Here is a 15,125-nt window from a genome sequence, read left to right as displayed (position 1 = left end):
CACAGTGGCCGCAGGCTGGCCACCGCCCATTCGAAAGGAATTTCTATGCGCAAGATCATTATCGCCTCGATGGCCGCAGCCGCGTTCAGCCTCGCCGCCTGCTCGGAAAAGGCGCAGAACGAAACCGCCGAAGCGGGCACCGCCGTAGCTGACGATGCCGCCGCCGCGGGCGATGCCGTGGCCGCGGGCGCGGCCGACGCCGCCGACGCGACCGCCGATGCCGCCAAGGACGCCGGTGCGGCGGTCGAGGATGCGGCCAAGGATGCCGGCAATGCGGTCGAAGGCACGGTGAACGCCGCCGGCGACGCCGCCAAGGCCGCGGGCGACAAGATCGCTGCGGAAACCAAGAAGGCCGAAGCCAACGACAAGAAGTAAGTCGCTGGCAGGCTTTCGCCTTGTTATGAAGGGGCTCCATCCGATGAGGATGGGGCCCTTTTTCGTGGGAGAGGCCACATGACCCCTCGCATCGCGTCCATCGCGGCGCTCGTGCTGCTCTTCGCCGCGGGGTGCAGCCGCACCGACAATGAGCCCGGCCCCGGCGGCGTCACCGTCAGCGAAGCCAAGGCGCTCGACGACGCAGCCGAAATGCTCGAAAGCCGCGACGGCGCGGCGGACGCGGATACGGAAGCCGGACGGTAGCATCGCCTCCTGCAACGCCCTTTCCACCGCGGCCGCCCCGTCCTATGCTGCCGCGGCTCCGCGACTGGCGCTGAAGATGGAGTCCCATCGGGAAGCGGGGTCCGGCCGATGGCCGGCGCGAGCCGCGCGCCTGGGTGATCCATTGCATGGCGAGGAGCATCCGCGTGACCGAAACCACCGCCCCCGAAAACACCCCCCAAACCACCATCGTCTTCCTTCTCTTTCCGGGCATCACCCAGCTCGACTTCACCGCGCCCGCGCAGGCATTGAGCCGCATGCCCGGCGCGGTGCTGGCCGGTGTAGCGGCAAGCCGCGCGCCGATCGCCACCGATAGTGGCTTTTCGATCGTCCCGACGCATGACTTCGCGGACTGTCCGCAGGCCGACATCCTGTGCGTGCCGGGCGGGCATGGCGTCGCCGCCGCGCTGGGCGATGCGGCGACGATCGCCTTCATCGAACGGCAGGCCACCGGCGCCCAGTGGGTGACGAGCGTGTGCACCGGCGCTTTCCTGCTCGGCCGCGCCGGCCTGTTGCAGGGGCGGCGCGCGACGACGCACTGGGCCTATGCCCATCTGCTGCCGCTGGTCGGCGCGGAGGCAGTGGATGCGCGCGTCGTCGAGGACGGCCGCGTCGTCACCAGCGGCGGCGTGACCTCGGGCCTCGATTTCGCGCTGACGCTGATCGGTCGTCTGCGCGGCCCCACGGTCGCGCAGGCGATCCAGCTGGCGATCGAATATGACCCCGCGCCGCCCTTCGCCGGCGGCCACCCCAACCGCGCGCCGCAGGCGGTGACGGCGGGGCTGAAGGCGCGCGTCTACGACGCGGCCGCCGCGCACATGGAAGCGGCGCTGCGGGCATGAAAAAGAGGCCGGAGGATCGCTCCCCCGGCCCCGATTTTCCAGCATATGTCGGCTGGGATGCGGGACTTAGAAGTCCATGCCGCCCATGCCGCCCATGCCGCCGCCGCCCATCGGCATCGCCGGCTTGTCTTCGGGCAGCTCGCTGACCGCCGCTTCGGTGGTGATCAACAGGCCGGCAACCGACGCCGCATCCTGAAGCGCGGTACGCACGACCTTGGTCGGGTCGATGACGCCGGCAGCCTTCAGATTCTCATAAGTGTCGGTCGCGGCGTTGAAGCCCTGATCGACATTGTCTTCGCGCAGCAGGTTGCCCGCGACGACCGCGCCGTCGTGGCCGGCGTTGGCCGCGATCTGGCGCAGCGGCGCTTCGATCGCCTTGCGGACGATGTCGATGCCGCGCGTCTGGTCGTCGTTGACGCCCTTCAGCCCGTCGAGCACCTTGGTCGCATAGAGCAGCGCAGTGCCGCCGCCCGAGACGATGCCTTCCTCGACCGCGGCGCGGGTCGCGTGCAGCGCGTCGTCGACGCGGTCCTTGCGCTCCTTCACCTCGACCTCGGTCGCGCCGCCGACCTTGATCACCGCAACGCCGCCGGCGAGCTTCGCCAGACGTTCCTGCAGCTTTTCACGGTCGTAGTCGCTGGTCGTGGTCTCGATCTGGGCACGGATCTGCTCGACGCGAGCCTTGATCGCGTCGGCTTCGCCGGCACCGTCGACGATGGTCGTGTTGTCCTTGTCGATGGTGACGCGCTTCGCCTGGCCCAGCATGTTCAGCGTGACCGATTCGAGCTTGATGCCCAGGTCTTCGCTGATCATCTCGCCCTGCGTCAGGATCGCGATGTCCTGCAGCATCGCCTTGCGGCGATCGCCGAAGCCCGGCGCCTTGACCGCCGCGACCTTCAAGCCGCCGCGCAGACGGTTGACGACGAGGGTCGCCAGCGCTTCGCCTTCGATGTCCTCGGCGATGATCAGCAGCGGACGGCCCGACTGTACGACCGCTTCGAGGATCGGAAGCATCGACTGGAGGTTCGACAGCTTCTTCTCGAAGATCAGAATATACGGATCGGCGAGTTCGACCGTCATCTTTTCAGGGTTGGTGATGAAATAGGGGCTCAGATAGCCGCGGTCGAACTGCATGCCCTCGACGACGTCGAGTTCGAATTCGAGACCCTTGGCTTCCTCGACGGTGATGACGCCTTCCTTGCCGACCTTCTCCATCGCCTCGGCGATCTTCTCGCCGACTTCGGTGTCACCGTTGGCCGAGATGATGCCGACCTGCGCGATTTCCGACGAGCCCGATACCGGCGTCGAGCGGGCGGCGAGATCCTCGACCACCTTGCCGACGGCGAGGTCGATGCCGCGCTTGAGGTCCATCGGGTTCATGCCCGCGGCGACCGACTTCATGCCTTCGCGGACGATCGCCTGCGCCAGCACGGTCGCGGTGGTGGTGCCGTCACCGGCCTTGTCGTTCGCCTTGCTGGCGACCTCGCGCAGCATCTGCGCGCCCATGTTCTCGAACTTGTCCTTGAGTTCGATTTCCTTGGCGACGCTGACGCCGTCCTTGGTGATGCGGGGAGCGCCGAAGCTCTTGTCGATCACGACATGCCGGCCCTTGGGGCCCAGCGTGACCTTGACGGCGTCGGCGAGGATGTCGACGCCCTTGAGGATGCGCTCGCGCGCGTCGCGCGAAAATTTAACGTCCTTGGCAGCCATTGGCTCGTTCCTTTCAAAGGCGCAGGAAACTGCGCAACTTCACTCTCAATTCGATGGACGGACTCAGGCGAGAATGCCGAGGATGTCCGATTCCTTCATGATCAGCAGCTCTTCACCGTCGACCTTGATCTCGGTGCCCGACCACTTGCCGAACAGGATGCGGTCGCCGGCCTTGACGTCGAGCGCGATGCGATCGCCGTCCTCGTCGCGGGCGCCCTCGCCGACGGCGACGATCTCGCCTTCCTGCGGCTTTTCCTTGGCGGTGTCGGGGATGATGATGCCGCCGGCCGTCTTTTCCTCGGCTTCGATACGGCGGACGAGCACGCGATCGTGCAACGGACGAAATTTCATGGATTTCCCTCCAGAAATGCGGATGACTGTCGTTCTTAGCACTCACATTGGGAGAGTGCTAACAGGCGGGCATATGGGTGGAGGGTCGTGGGGCGTCAAGGCGATTAAGGGAAATTTTTCGGATGCAAGTTACAGCAGCCAGATGGTGTGCGGAAATCGAATCGAACATGTCATTGAGCCCATCGACCTTATCGCCGCGCGCGAACATGGACACGTGCTTCGTGGAGCCTATCTCGACGCCTTTGCGCGGCTCGAAAATGCAGTCATGGATCAGATTGTCGAATTGGAGTCGGATGTTACGCCCAGTGCGCCGCTATCCGGCAAACTGAAAAAACTGGCGGAATCCAAAGGACGGTTCAACGACGGAAAGATGTTCAACGTGAAGCTTGAAGCGATATGTCGGCTAAATGAGGCGCGTGCAGATATTGTGCACGCCGTGCTAACTGTCATGGTCCGCTATGACGGCAAGAAATCCATGGACTACCGATTTGGTTTTCAAAATGCATGCGACAGCTCCAAGCCTCTCAAGATCGTTACAATAAACGATTTTAAAGAGATGGCCCAAGAAGCCATGCAATTGGCCGGTTGGCTTAAGAAACAGAAGGCAACAGCCCCAGCCGCTCCCGCATCCGCCAGCGCATGAGCAGCAGCGCGGCGACGACCACCAGTCCGACCGCGAGGCCGATCCAGATGCCGACGCCCTGAAGGGGGGTCCAGAAGCCGAGGTAGATGGCGGTGCCGTAGCCCGCGATCCAGTAGCCGCACACCGCGATCAGCATCGGGATGCGCGTGTCCTGCAATCCGCGCAGCACCCCAGCGGCGACCGTCTGCGCCCCGTCGAACAGCTGGAAGGCGGCGGCGATGACGAGAAACTGCATCGCGAAGCCGACGAGCGCGGCATTCTTCGCATCGTCCACATCGACATAGAGCGACAGCACCGTCGCTGGATAGAGCCACATGCCGAGCGCGGTCAGCCCCATGAAGCCGATGCCGAGCCCGAGCGAGGCGCGGCCGGCGAGCGCGATGGCGCGGCGGTCGCGCGCGCCATAGGCGAGCCCGACGCGGATCGTCGCCGCCTGCGCGACGCCGAACGGAATCTGGAAGGCGAGCGCCGCGACCTGCAGCGCGATCGTATGCCCGGCCAGCTGCGCCTCGCCGATCCGGCCCATCAGAAAGGCGGCGCCGGTGAACAGGCCCGCCTCGGCCAGGATGGTCAGGCCGATCGGGGTGCCGATGCGGACGATCTCGACGAAGCGGCTCCATTCGCTGCGCCACCAGTTGCCGAACAGAAGATAGCGCCGCAGCCGCCGGTCGCTCTGGATCACCACGACATAGGCGATCAGCATCGCGGCGCTGGTCAGCACACTCGACAGCGCCGAGCCGTGGAGGCCTAGCGCGGGCAGGCCGAGGTGACCGAACACCAACGTCCAGTTGCCGAGCGCGTTGACGAACAGCGCGAGGAAGGTGATCGCGGTCGCGATCGTCGGCCGCCCCAGCGCCGAAACGAAGATACGCAGCACGCTCGCCGCGATCATCGGCGCCATTCCCCACATCAGGATCAGCAGGAAACTGGCGGCGCGATGGGTCAATTCGGGGTCCTGTCCGGTCGCGCGCATGATCGGCCCGCCCGCGGCGCAGATGCCCATGAAGACGAGCGAGACGAGCAGGCTGAGCCACAGCGCCATGCGCACGGTGCGCCGCACCTCGCGCACGCTGTGCCTGCGCCGGCCGAGTTCGGCGGCGATCAGCGGTGCCGCGGCGCCGACCAGCCCGGTACCCGTCCACAGCAGAAGGCCGAAGATCGCGACGCCGAGCGACGAGGCGGCGAGCGCCGTGTCGCCGAGCCTTGCGACGAAGATCACGTCGATCGCATGGACGAGCATCTGGAGCAGGTTCGCGGCGGCCAGGGGCCAGGCGAGCGCCAGTGTTTCGCGGAATTCGACGCGGAATGTCCGCGGCGGTTCCGCGGTCAGGGGGTGGGCCTGATCGAGCATGGCCGGCCCGGATAAGCGCGGGGTTCCGGCGGTTCAATAGCGACGGGGCGAGACGTGCGGTTTGACGAGCGGGGGTGATAAAAAGGCCACAGCCGTTCCTCTCACCCCGGATTTATTCCATCCACATTGTCGTCATCTCGACCGCGAAGGCGAGGAAGGTCAGCGTCAGCCCGACCACGAACAACCGATAGGCGTAGGCGAGATAGCGATATTTACGCCGCGCGAGCACGACGCCATTCTGCCAGGTGTCGCGCAGCATCACCTCGTAGAGGTCCTCTTCGGTGCGCAGGCGCGCCTTGACCGCGGCGATGAATTCATCCTCCCCCATCTGCGCGAAATGGCCGAAGAAGAGGAGATTGCCGCGATCCTCGCCGTCGCGCGCGGCGGGTGGCGCCTTGCCGACGCGCGGCAGCACGGCGGAGATGGCGAGCAGCGCCGACAGGAAGGAAAAGGTCGCGAGGATCGCGAGCGGCGTCGTGAGCGCCCCCGCCCCGGCGCGCGCCTGTCCGATCGCGAGGGTGAAGACGACGAAGGTCGCGCCCATCAGGATCGACGCCTTCTGATCGGCCATCTGCGACAATTGCATCGTGATCTGCTGATTGGTGCGGACCAGATGGACCGCATTGGGCGGAAAGCCGGTCGCGGGCGGCGGCTCCACGCGTTCCGGCGCCTTTTTCGGCCGCTTCTCCGGTTCCTTGCTCATAGGCCATCCCCGATCATCGAACCGCACCAGCGATGGCATGCCGGGCGTCGATCGGCAAGATGCTGCCCGATTGCCGCCGCAATCGCTTGCCAAGGAACCATGGTCGCGGCATGTCCGCGCGATATTTCCACTTTTGGGACGCACCGAAATGAGCACCGCGCTGCGCGAGACGATTCACAGCCTGATCGAGCCGTTCAACAAGAAGGGCGTCGAACTGACCGACGCCACGACCTTTGCCGGCGACCTCGAATGGGACAGCCTGACCGTCATGGATTTCGTCGCCGAGGTCGAGGACAGTTTCGACATCATCATCAGCATGAACATGCAGGCGGAAATCGAGAATGTCGGCCAGTTGATCGCCGCGGTGGAGAAACTGCAGGGCTGACCTCTGCATCCCGGCGAACGCCGGTCTCCACCACCCTCGCGCAACCTGTCTGGACTCCGGCCTTCGCCGGGGAACATGGAAACGGAACATGACCGATCTTTTCTCGAAATTCGACCCGCTGATCGAGCAGCGCGCGGCGCTGCTGTCGACCGGCGTCACCGATCCGTTCAGCCTGGTGATGGAAAAGGTGCTCTCGCCCACCGTCGCGATCTGCAACGGGCGCGAGACGATCCTGCTCGGCACCTACAATTACATGGGCATGACCTTCGACGAGGACGTCATCGCCGCGGGCAAGGACGCGCTCGACAAATTCGGCAGCGGCACGACCGGCAGCCGTGTCCTCAACGGCACCTATCAGGGGCACCGGGAGGTCGAGGAGGCGCTGAAGGACTTCTACGCCATGGATCATGCCATGGTGTTCTCGACCGGCTATCAGGCGAACCTCGGCATCATCTCGACGATCGCCGGCAAGGGCGACTACATCATCCTCGACATCGACAGTCACGCCTCGATCTACGACGGCTGCAAGATGGGCGATGCGGAGATCGTCGCCTTTCGCCACAACGACATCGAAGCGCTGGAAAAGCGCCTGAAGCGCCTGCCGCCCGAGGCGGGCAAGCTCGTCGTGCTGGAGGGCGTCTATTCGATGCTCGGCGATGTCGCGCCGCTGAAGGAGATGATCCGCATCGCCAAGGAGAATGGCGCGATGGTGCTGGTCGACGAGGCGCATTCGATGGGCTTCATCGGCGAGCACGGCCGCGGCGTCGCCGAGGCGCAGGGGGTGATCGACGACGTCGATTTCATCATCGGCACCTTTTCGAAGAGCGTCGGCACCGTCGGCGGCTTCTGCGTGTCGAACCATCCGAAGTTCGAGATATTGCGGCTCGTCTGCCGTCCCTACGTCTTCACCGCCTCGCTGCCGCCGAGCGTCGTCGCGACCGCCGCGACGAGCATCCGCAAGCTGATGCACGGATCGAACAAGCGCGCGCACCTGTGGGAGAATTCGAAGGCGCTGCACAAGGGGCTGCGTGACCTCGGCTTCACGCTCGGCACCGACGAGCCGCAGTCGGCGATCATCGCCGTCATCATGCCCGACCTCGAAAGGGGCGCGATGATGTGGGAAGCGCTGCTCGAGGAAGGGCTTTACGTCAACCTAGCCCGCCCGCCGGCAACCCCCGCGGGCATGACGCTGCTGCGCTGCTCGCTGTGCGCCGAGCACTCGGCCGATCAGGTCGGCGAGATCCTCGGCCGCTTCGAGCGCGCGGGCAAGCGCACCGGCATTATCGGCTGAAACGAGCCTGCGCGCCGACCAGCGGATTCCTTTTCGGGGCGAACCGAGCATCGCACCGCATTCCAGGCGCTTCGCCGCTTTGCCGGGCCGCCGAATGCCGGTAAACAAGCGCGGTGTTCGAGCGGGATGGCGACAGTGAAAGCGAAAGCCGCCGGGAGCGCGTGCGCTTCTGGCTGACGGTCGGCGTCGGCACGATCCTGGCCGGGGTCGTCGCGGCGCTCGTGCTGCTGCTGATGCGCGCCAACGACAATTATGATCGCTCGCTCGGCTATCAGGCGCACAGCCTGGAGGTGATCCAGCAAACCCGCAGCCTCGACGCCGCGCTCGCCCGCGCCGAATCCGCTCTCGGCCGCTTCGCGGTCGGGCTGCAGAAAGAGGATGGGCGCATCTATCAGCAGCAATGGGGCCTCGCGCAGCAATATCTGGCGCTGCTTCGGCGCAACGTGCGCGACAATCCCAAGCAGGCCGAACTGGTGCAGCAGCTGACCGCCGAGCTCGCCCAGCGCGGCACGCAGCTCGGCGATGCGGCGCTCAGCGCCAATTATCGCCAGACCGTCGCGGCGATCTCCAAATATAATGCGGCCGGGCACGACCCGGCGCTCGGCCGCATCGACAAGCTGCTCACCGAGCTGATCCGCAACGAGCGCGCGCTGCTCAGCGAGCGCAACCGCATCGCCGCCTCCGACCGCGCGAGCCTGAACCAGGCGATCCTGCTTTTCTCGCTGCTCGGCGCGCTCGCGGCGGTGATCGCCATCGCGGCGAGCTTCTCGCTCGTGCGGGCGGAAAGCGAGCGGCGCATGGCGCGGCGCGAGCAACTCGCCGAGAGCGACCGCGCGATGCTGCTCGAAGCCGCGGTCGAGGAACGGACCGCCGAACTGGCGAAAGCCAACGAGGCGCTACGCGGCGAGATGGTCGAGCGCGAAGCAGCCGAGGCCCAGTTGCGGCAGGCGCAGAAGATGGAGGCCGTGGGCCAGCTCACCGGCGGCATCGCGCATGATTTCAACAATATGCTCGCGGTCGTCGTCGGCGGGCTCGAACTGGCCCAGCGCTGGCTGTCGGAAGCGCCCGACAAGGCGCAGCGCCACTTGGGCAACGCGCTCGACGGCGCCAACCGCGCCGCCGACCTGACGCGGCGACTACTCGCCTTTGCACGGTCGGAGCCCGCACGTCCCGAATTCACTCCCGTGGACGAGTGCATCGCGAGTTTCGCCGAGCTGATCGAACGCACGATCGGCGACCGGATCGCGCTGTCGCTCGACCTCGGCGCGGAAGAGCTCGCCTGCCGGCTCGACCGGCAGCAGTTCGAGAATGCGCTGCTCAACCTCGCGGTCAACGCGCGCGACGCCATGGACGGTCACGGCACGCTCGTCATCCGCACGCTGCGCGACAAAAGAGCCGAAACCGCGGCGCTCGCGGTGCAGGTGATCGACAGCGGCTGCGGCATGGCGCCCGAGGTGATCGAACGCGTGTTCGACCCCTTCTATACCACCAAGCCCGCCGGCCAGGGCACCGGGCTGGGCATGACGCAGGTCTTCGCCTTCTGCCGCCAGTCGGGAGGCGAAGTTCAGATCGCCTCGACCGTCGGCGAGGGGACAAGCGTCGCGATGCTGCTGCCAGTCGCGCGGCCCGGCGAGACCGCCGCGGCGGTGGCGAACGGCGGCAAGGCCCTCTCCAGCAGCCCGTCCCATGCGCTCGACATATTGGTGGTCGAGGACGACCGGCGCGTTCTGGCCGCGACGGTCGATGCGGTCGAGGAGCTGGGCCACCGCGCGGTCGCCTGCAACGATCCGCTGAAGGCCGAGGCGCTGGTCGCGGCCAACGGCGGGTTCGACCTGATCCTGTCCGACGTGCTGATGCCCGAACTCACCGGGCCGGAGATGGTGGAACGGCTCAAGGCGCGCTGGCCCGACCTGTCGGTGCTGTTCGTCACCGGTTACGCCGGCGACGCAAGCGAGATCGCGAGCTTCGGCGACCACGACGTATTGCGCAAACCCTTTACCCTCGCCGCGCTCGACCAGGCGATCCGCCGTTGCCGCGACGTTCTCGCGCCCGAACGGGCCGCGACTAGGCAGGAAGCCGCCGATGCGTCGGCGGCGACGCTCGCCCGTACCGCCCGTACGACATCGTCCTGAAGTGCCGGTTTTGATTGAATCAAAACCGGCACTTCAGATTGTTGTTTTGCCGTGTTTTCCGAGTCGTCAGGTGATTCCACCTGACTTGAAAACACTCTAACGGATCGCGCCGCTCCGCATCAGGCGCGGGACCAGCGTCAGCGCGGCGAGCAGCGGCCAGCGGCGCTGCCAGGGCTTGATCTCGATCTTCGTGCCCGCGTGGCGATTGATCTTCCACGCCAGATAGTCGATCCCGCCGGCATAGGTCAGGCTGGCCTTGGCGAGCCGCGCGATGCTGAGCGCCTTGCCCTCGATGCGGCGGCGCGTCCAGCCGCCGCTCGGCGCACCCACAGGGATGGCCGCGGCGGCGGCCTCGCCGAAATCGCGGTAGCGGTCGGGATCGGCGTCGACCACCGACTGCGCGCGGCTCGCCCGCTCGGCACGCAGCTCGACCGAATAGGTGAGTGAAAAGGCGCGGCGCCACCAGTCTAGGACCGATTCGCCGTCGAGGCGGCCGGCCGCCGCGAGCAGCGTCGGCGCCGCGCGCGCCACCGCCGCCGCCGCCTTGTCGCGCGCGGTGTCGTCGACCGCCCAGACGAGCCGCGACGGCTGCGCAAAGCGCGCCCAGACCGACACGTTGCGCGTTTCCGACCCGTTCAGCCGGTGGAAGTCGCTTTCGCTGAGCACGGCATATTTGGCCATCAGCCCGCCCGCCTGAAAGGGAAAGACGTTCGGCGGAATCAGCCGGTTGGCGAGCGCCATCCAGCGTTTCGGATAGGCATCGCCATAGTCGGAGACGATCAGGTAGAAATCGAGCATCAGCCCGTCGAGCTGCGTCTCGCGCAGACAGCTCCCATAGAAGAGCACCGCGCGTGCGCTGCCCGGATATCGGGCCGCGATCGCCGCCGCCATCGCCGCGACGCGCGGGTCGACGGGGAGCGCCAATTCTTCGCGGACGAGGCTGGCGATGTCGCGCACGGGCCGACGCTCAGGCTGCGAGACGCAGGAACGGCACCGGCTGGGTCGAAGTCAGGATGATCGGCCGGCCGCCCGAGGTTTCGAAAATCTCGCCGTCGAGGATGACGTTCGAGCGCTCGCCCTCGATATGGATTTCGTCGCCCTGCTGGAAATGCACGCCTTCGAGCGGCTTCTGCCCCAGCGTGCCGCGCCAGGCCGCGCCGAGCATGCGGAACAGCGCGCCGACGCTGCTGTCGGTCGCGAGCAGCTTCATATGGCCGTTGGTCCCATGGGCGTCGCTGGTGCGGATGCTGAGCAGCAGCTTTTCCAGCGTCGTGATGATCAGCAGCGAGAATTTGCCCTTGAACTCGCCCTGGCGGACGAGCGAGACCGTCATCGGCTGCGGCTTGGGCGGCAGGCGTCCGCCGCCGATCCCGAGCACCATCGCGAACAGGCCGAGAATCGCCGCGAGCACGTGCGACAGCCCGTTCGGCAGGCCGAGCGGATAGATACGATTGCGGCAATAGAGCATGACGTCGGCGAGATAGGCGCCGCCGAGAAACATGCCGAGCACCGGCCGCGCACCGCCGCTGTCGAGCGCGATAAGCTGGCGTTCGATGACATGATCCTCGAGCGATCCGGCCTCGACCAGCTCGACAACGCGCCGCAACGCCTTGATCGGGTCGCCCTCCGCGCCGAGGTCGAGCGCGATCAGGTTGGTCTTGCCGTTGGGCAGCACCGCGACCGGCGGCGGCGACCCGCCGAAATGACCGCCCGAATAAAGCTCGGTCAGCGCCGCCTGCACCGTGCCGTCGCCGCCGTTGATCGCGACGACCCGTGGCGAGACCATCGCGATGGTGCGGATCGCCTCGCCGATCTGGTCGACATGCTCGACCTCATAGTGAAAGATGTCGGGGTGCGCCGCGCAATATTCGCGCACGCGCGGCAACAGCGAACGGTTGCCCGTGGAGCGCGGATTGGAAAGAAGCGCGACGCTGGCCACTACCCCTCCATGCCTTTCCTAATCGACCGGTGCGAACGACAGGCCGCTGATATAGTTGAGCGTGACCGGCACGCGCTTGGTCGTGCCGCCGACCGCAAAGCTGACCGCCGCCAGCTTCGGCTTGCGCTTGAAGATGAAATCGGTGACCTTCATGTCGGGATTGCCCGACATGCCGCCGCCGTCGCTCTTGTCCGACTTGCCGTTGCCGTTGATGTCGTGGCGCACCGAGACGACGTAATTGCCCGGTGTCTTGACCGGCACGCAGACCTGCATGTTGCCCGACCGGGATACCGGAACATCGACCCGTTCCAGCCATTTGCGCTTTTCCAGATAGCTGCTGTCCGCATCGTAGATCTGGACGCGCAGCGTGCCGGTGTGCGCCTTGAAACCGCGCACGTCGACCAGCACCGCGGTCGCATTGCTGTTGCACAGATGGGCCGAGGGGCCCAGCGTCGCGCCCTGCGCGGCGACGGGCGCTGCCAGCGCTCCAACGGCGCCGACGGCGAGCATCGCGGCGAAAAACATTTTCGACATGACCTCAATTCCTCCAGAGGCTATAACCATGCCGGCGTTCGCTTGCGCACGCGCTGAAGCACACGCTGGCATGGGTCCCTGTCGCCCTTGACTCGGCATATTGGAAACATTTGCGGCCAAATCATGGTGATGGGGCGACGAAAGCTTGAATAGACTACCCGCCATCGACCGCTACATCGCGCGGCTCATCTTCTTCCCCATGCTCGGAACGCTCGTCGTGTCGGCGATGCTGCTGGTGCTGGAAAAGATGCTGCGCCTGTTCGATTTCGTCGCGACCGAAGGGGGGCCGGTCAGCGTCGTCTGGCGCATGCTCGCCAATCTGATCCCCGAATATCTCTCGCTCGGCATTCCGATCGGGCTGATGCTGGGTATCCTCCTGGCTTTCCGGCGGCTTGCGACCACCAGCGAGCTCGATGTGCTGCGCGGCGTCGGCATGAGCTTCGGCCGGCTGATGCGCATGCCCTATGTCTTTGCCCTGGCGCTGGCGCTGATCAACCTCGCGATCGTCGGCTTCATCCAACCCTATGCCCGCTATGCCTATGAAGGGCTGCAGTTCGAGCTGCGCTCGGGCGCGCTCGGCGCCTCGATCAAGGTCGGCGAGTTCACCAAGCTGGGCAGCCGCATGACGCTGCGCATCGAGGAAAGCTACAACGACGGCCGCAGCCTGCGCGGCATCTTCGTGCGCGGCGAGAACAAGGACGGGCAGCGCGTATCGGCCACCGCGGCGCAGGGGCAGTTCCTCGCCACCGACGATCCCGACACGATCATCCTGCGGCTGACCAACGGGGTGCTGATCCACGAATCGCCGAAATTTTCCGTGCCGCGCGTGCTGAGTTTCGACAATCACGACCTGCCGATCCCGCTGCCCAAGATCGAGGCGTTCCGCACCCGCGGCGGCGCCGACCGCGAGCTGACCATTCCCGAGTTGTTCGTCGTCGGCAACGACAAGGCCGAACCGCTGAAGACCCGCCTCGAATCGCGCGCCAATTTCCATTTCCGGATCGTCGAGGTGGCGTCGATGTTCCTGATTCCGCTGCTCGCGGTCGCGCTGGCCATCCCACCGAAGCGATCGACCAGTTCGCTAGGGGTTTTCCTGTCGATCGTGCTGCTGGTGACGCAGCACAAGATCAACCAATATGCCGAGGATATGGGCGCGCGCGGGACGATCGACCCGATCATCGCGCTGTGGGTGCCCTTCCTGCTGTTCGCCGCGCTCGCGATCTGGATGTACTACACCCTCGCGCATGTGCCGGGCGGGCAGCCGATCGGCGCGCTCGAACGCGTCGCCGCGAAGGCGGGGCAGCGCATCCGCGGCCTTCTCCAGCTCTTCCAGCGCAAGCAACGGCGCACCTGATGAATCAGCTTCATTTCTTCCCCTCGCGCACCATGGCGCTCTATGTCGGGCGCCTGTTTCTGGTGCGCAGCTTCGCGATCCTGTTCGCGCTGGTGCTGATCCTCCAGACGCTCGACCTGCTGGGGGAAAGCGGCAAGATACTGGCGGTCGCCGGCAACAGCGACAGCGACGTGTGGCGCTATGTCGGGCTGCGCTTTCCGCAGATCGTCGAAACCTTCCTGCCCTTTTCGGTGCTGCTCGGCACCATATTGACGCTCGCGACGCTCAACCAGAACAGCGAGGTGATCGCGATGAAGGCGTCCGGCATGTCGGCGCATCAGGTGCTCGCGCCGCTGTTCCTTGCCGCGCTGCTCGTCGCCGGGATCAGCTTCGCCTTCAACGAACGCATCGTCACCCGCGCGACCGCGGCGCTCAGCGCGTGGCAGAAGGTCGAATATGCGCAGATTCCGCGTGACACGGGGGTCCGCACCAACGTCTGGGTCCGCGCCGGCGACGACCTGATCAACGCCGAAACGGTCGAGACGAAGGGCGCGGCGGTGCTGCTCCGCAACGTCACCATCATCGAACGCAAGGGCGGCGTACTGGCGTCGATGCTGTCGGCCGACAGCGGCCGCGCGGTCGCGGGCGGATGGGAATTCACCGGCGCGCGGCGCTTCATCCGCCGATCAGGAACGGTCGAGCCGCTCGGCACCATCGTCGCCGCCAAGGGGGTGCGCCCCGACCAGTTCACGCTGGCGCAGGTCGATGGCGACGAACTGCCCTTCCTCGCGCTCAAGAGCGCGATCGACGACCTCGAGGTCGCGGGGCGGCCGGTCGACGCGCTGAAAGGCGTGCTGTGGCACAAGATTTCGGGGCCGCTGTCGGCGATATTGATGCCGCTGCTCGGCGCCGTTGCGGCCTTCGGCCTCGCGCGGTCGGGCAAGCTGTTCGTGCGCGCGATCCTGGGCATGGCGCTGGGCTTCGCCTATTTCGTCGCCGACAATTTCGCGCTCGCGATGGGCGACCTCGGCGCCTATCCGCCGTTCCTCGCGGCGTGGGGGCCGTTCATCCTCTTCGCGCTGATCGGCGAGATGATCCTGATCCGGACCGAAGAGTAGGATCGGCTGACCAGCTACAGCCGGGAAACCGACCTATCCCGCATCGTCACCCCGGACTTGATCGGGATATATACCCTTCAGGCAAGTAGGGAGTTGTTCCCCGGCGAAAGCCGGGGTCCATGCGGGGCAGCGTTGT

Annotated in this window: 16 protein-coding genes and 1 riboswitch; of the genes, 9 read left to right on the top strand and 7 right to left on the bottom strand. The window is 66.1% G+C overall.

What is annotated here, in order from left to right; all coding sequences use genetic code 11:
* Positions 1 to 45: 45 nt before the first annotated feature.
* From SGRAN_RS05100 to SGRAN_RS05090, 3 genes are all read left to right on the top strand, one after another.
* Entirely contained in the window at positions 46 to 375 is a 330-nt protein-coding gene (locus SGRAN_RS05100; protein WP_067181220.1) for an entericidin EcnAB, read from the top strand.
* Between the two features lie 78 nt (positions 376 to 453).
* Complete coding sequence (locus tag SGRAN_RS05095) at positions 454 to 639, top strand: hypothetical protein (RefSeq protein ID WP_067181217.1); 186 nt, start codon at positions 454 to 456, stop codon at positions 637 to 639.
* A 50-nt stretch (positions 640 to 689) separates the two neighbouring features.
* Positions 690 to 782: riboswitch (ZMP/ZTP riboswitch) on the top strand.
* 21 nt (positions 783 to 803) lie between these two features.
* Positions 804 to 1,499 carry a DJ-1/PfpI family protein gene (locus tag SGRAN_RS05090; protein ID WP_237233766.1) on the top strand — a complete coding sequence of 232 codons (696 nt, stop codon included), beginning with the start codon at positions 804 to 806 and terminating at the stop codon, positions 1,497 to 1,499.
* 66 nt (positions 1,500 to 1,565) lie between these two features.
* On the opposite strand, the gene groL is transcribed toward SGRAN_RS05090, so the two are convergent.
* Together groL and groES are read right to left on the bottom strand one after the other, a co-directional pair.
* Complete coding sequence (gene groL, locus SGRAN_RS05085) at positions 1,566 to 3,209, bottom strand: chaperonin GroEL (RefSeq protein ID WP_067105233.1); 1,644 nt, start codon at positions 3,207 to 3,209, stop codon at positions 1,566 to 1,568.
* A gap of 63 nt (positions 3,210 to 3,272) precedes the next feature.
* Complete coding sequence (groES, locus tag SGRAN_RS05080) at positions 3,273 to 3,560, bottom strand: co-chaperone GroES (protein WP_067105234.1); 288 nt, start codon at positions 3,558 to 3,560, stop codon at positions 3,273 to 3,275.
* Here groES and SGRAN_RS22110 point away from each other — a divergent pair.
* A complete protein-coding gene (locus SGRAN_RS22110) occupies positions 3,559 to 4,203 on the top strand; it encodes a hypothetical protein (RefSeq protein WP_148650795.1) in 645 nt (214 codons plus the stop codon). The two genes, groES and SGRAN_RS22110, sit on opposite strands and share 2 nt — an antisense overlap.
* Here SGRAN_RS22110 and SGRAN_RS05075 read toward each other — a convergent pair.
* A complete protein-coding gene (locus SGRAN_RS05075; RefSeq protein ID WP_067181211.1) occupies positions 4,151 to 5,554 on the bottom strand; it encodes an MATE family efflux transporter in 1,404 nt (467 codons plus the stop codon). The two genes, SGRAN_RS22110 and SGRAN_RS05075, sit on opposite strands and share 53 nt — an antisense overlap.
* Before the next feature lie 112 nt (positions 5,555 to 5,666).
* Entirely contained in the window at positions 5,667 to 6,257 is a 591-nt protein-coding gene (locus SGRAN_RS05070) for a Pycsar system effector family protein (protein ID WP_067186917.1), read from the bottom strand.
* Positions 6,258 to 6,405: 148 nt separating this feature from the next.
* Between SGRAN_RS05070 and SGRAN_RS05065 the strand changes: the two genes are divergently transcribed.
* The 3 genes from SGRAN_RS05065 to SGRAN_RS05055 all read left to right on the top strand — a co-directional run bounded on the left by SGRAN_RS05065 (position 6,406) and on the right by SGRAN_RS05055 (position 10,065).
* Complete coding sequence (locus SGRAN_RS05065) at positions 6,406 to 6,642, top strand: acyl carrier protein (protein ID WP_067186916.1); 237 nt, start codon at positions 6,406 to 6,408, stop codon at positions 6,640 to 6,642.
* A gap of 88 nt (positions 6,643 to 6,730) precedes the next feature.
* A complete protein-coding gene (gene spt / locus SGRAN_RS05060) occupies positions 6,731 to 7,933 on the top strand; it encodes a serine palmitoyltransferase (RefSeq protein WP_067105238.1) in 1,203 nt (400 codons plus the stop codon).
* Between the two features lie 113 nt (positions 7,934 to 8,046).
* The gene (locus tag SGRAN_RS05055; RefSeq protein ID WP_082737078.1) at positions 8,047 to 10,065 is read left to right on the top strand and encodes an ATP-binding protein; all 2,019 of its coding nucleotides are present in this window, start codon (positions 8,047 to 8,049) and stop codon (positions 10,063 to 10,065) included.
* A 96-nt stretch (positions 10,066 to 10,161) separates the two neighbouring features.
* Here SGRAN_RS05055 and SGRAN_RS05050 read toward each other — a convergent pair whose 3' ends face one another.
* The 3 genes from SGRAN_RS05050 to SGRAN_RS05040 are packed head-to-tail and all read right to left on the bottom strand — an operon-like array spanning position 10,162 to position 12,538.
* Positions 10,162 to 11,022 carry a hypothetical protein gene (locus SGRAN_RS05050; RefSeq protein ID WP_067181208.1) on the bottom strand — a complete coding sequence of 287 codons (861 nt, stop codon included), beginning with the start codon at positions 11,020 to 11,022 and terminating at the stop codon, positions 10,162 to 10,164.
* Positions 11,023 to 11,032: 10 nt separating this feature from the next.
* Positions 11,033 to 12,004 carry a diacylglycerol/lipid kinase family protein gene (locus SGRAN_RS05045; protein ID WP_067113740.1) on the bottom strand — a complete coding sequence of 324 codons (972 nt, stop codon included), beginning with the start codon at positions 12,002 to 12,004 and terminating at the stop codon, positions 11,033 to 11,035.
* An 18-nt stretch (positions 12,005 to 12,022) separates the two neighbouring features.
* The gene (locus tag SGRAN_RS05040) at positions 12,023 to 12,538 is read right to left on the bottom strand and encodes a DUF2141 domain-containing protein (protein WP_237233763.1); all 516 of its coding nucleotides are present in this window, start codon (positions 12,536 to 12,538) and stop codon (positions 12,023 to 12,025) included.
* 145 nt (positions 12,539 to 12,683) lie between these two features.
* On the opposite strand from SGRAN_RS05040, the gene lptF reads away from it, so the two are divergent.
* Together lptF and lptG are read left to right on the top strand one after the other, a co-directional pair.
* Positions 12,684 to 13,892, top strand: a complete 1,209-nt coding sequence (gene lptF / locus SGRAN_RS05035; RefSeq protein ID WP_082737077.1) for an LPS export ABC transporter permease LptF — start codon at positions 12,684 to 12,686, stop codon at positions 13,890 to 13,892.
* On the top strand, positions 13,892 to 14,989 hold the full coding sequence (gene lptG / locus SGRAN_RS05030) for an LPS export ABC transporter permease LptG (protein WP_067181199.1): 1,098 nt from the start codon (positions 13,892 to 13,894) through the stop codon (positions 14,987 to 14,989). Before lptF ends, lptG begins: the two co-directional genes overlap by 1 nt.
* The last annotated feature ends 136 nt before the right edge of the window (positions 14,990 to 15,125 follow it).

The sequence above is a fragment of the Sphingopyxis granuli genome (assembly GCF_001559015.1).
Classification (GTDB): Bacteria; Pseudomonadota; Alphaproteobacteria; order Sphingomonadales; family Sphingomonadaceae; genus Sphingopyxis; species Sphingopyxis granuli.
This window is presented reverse-complemented; position numbering and strand designations above follow the sequence as displayed.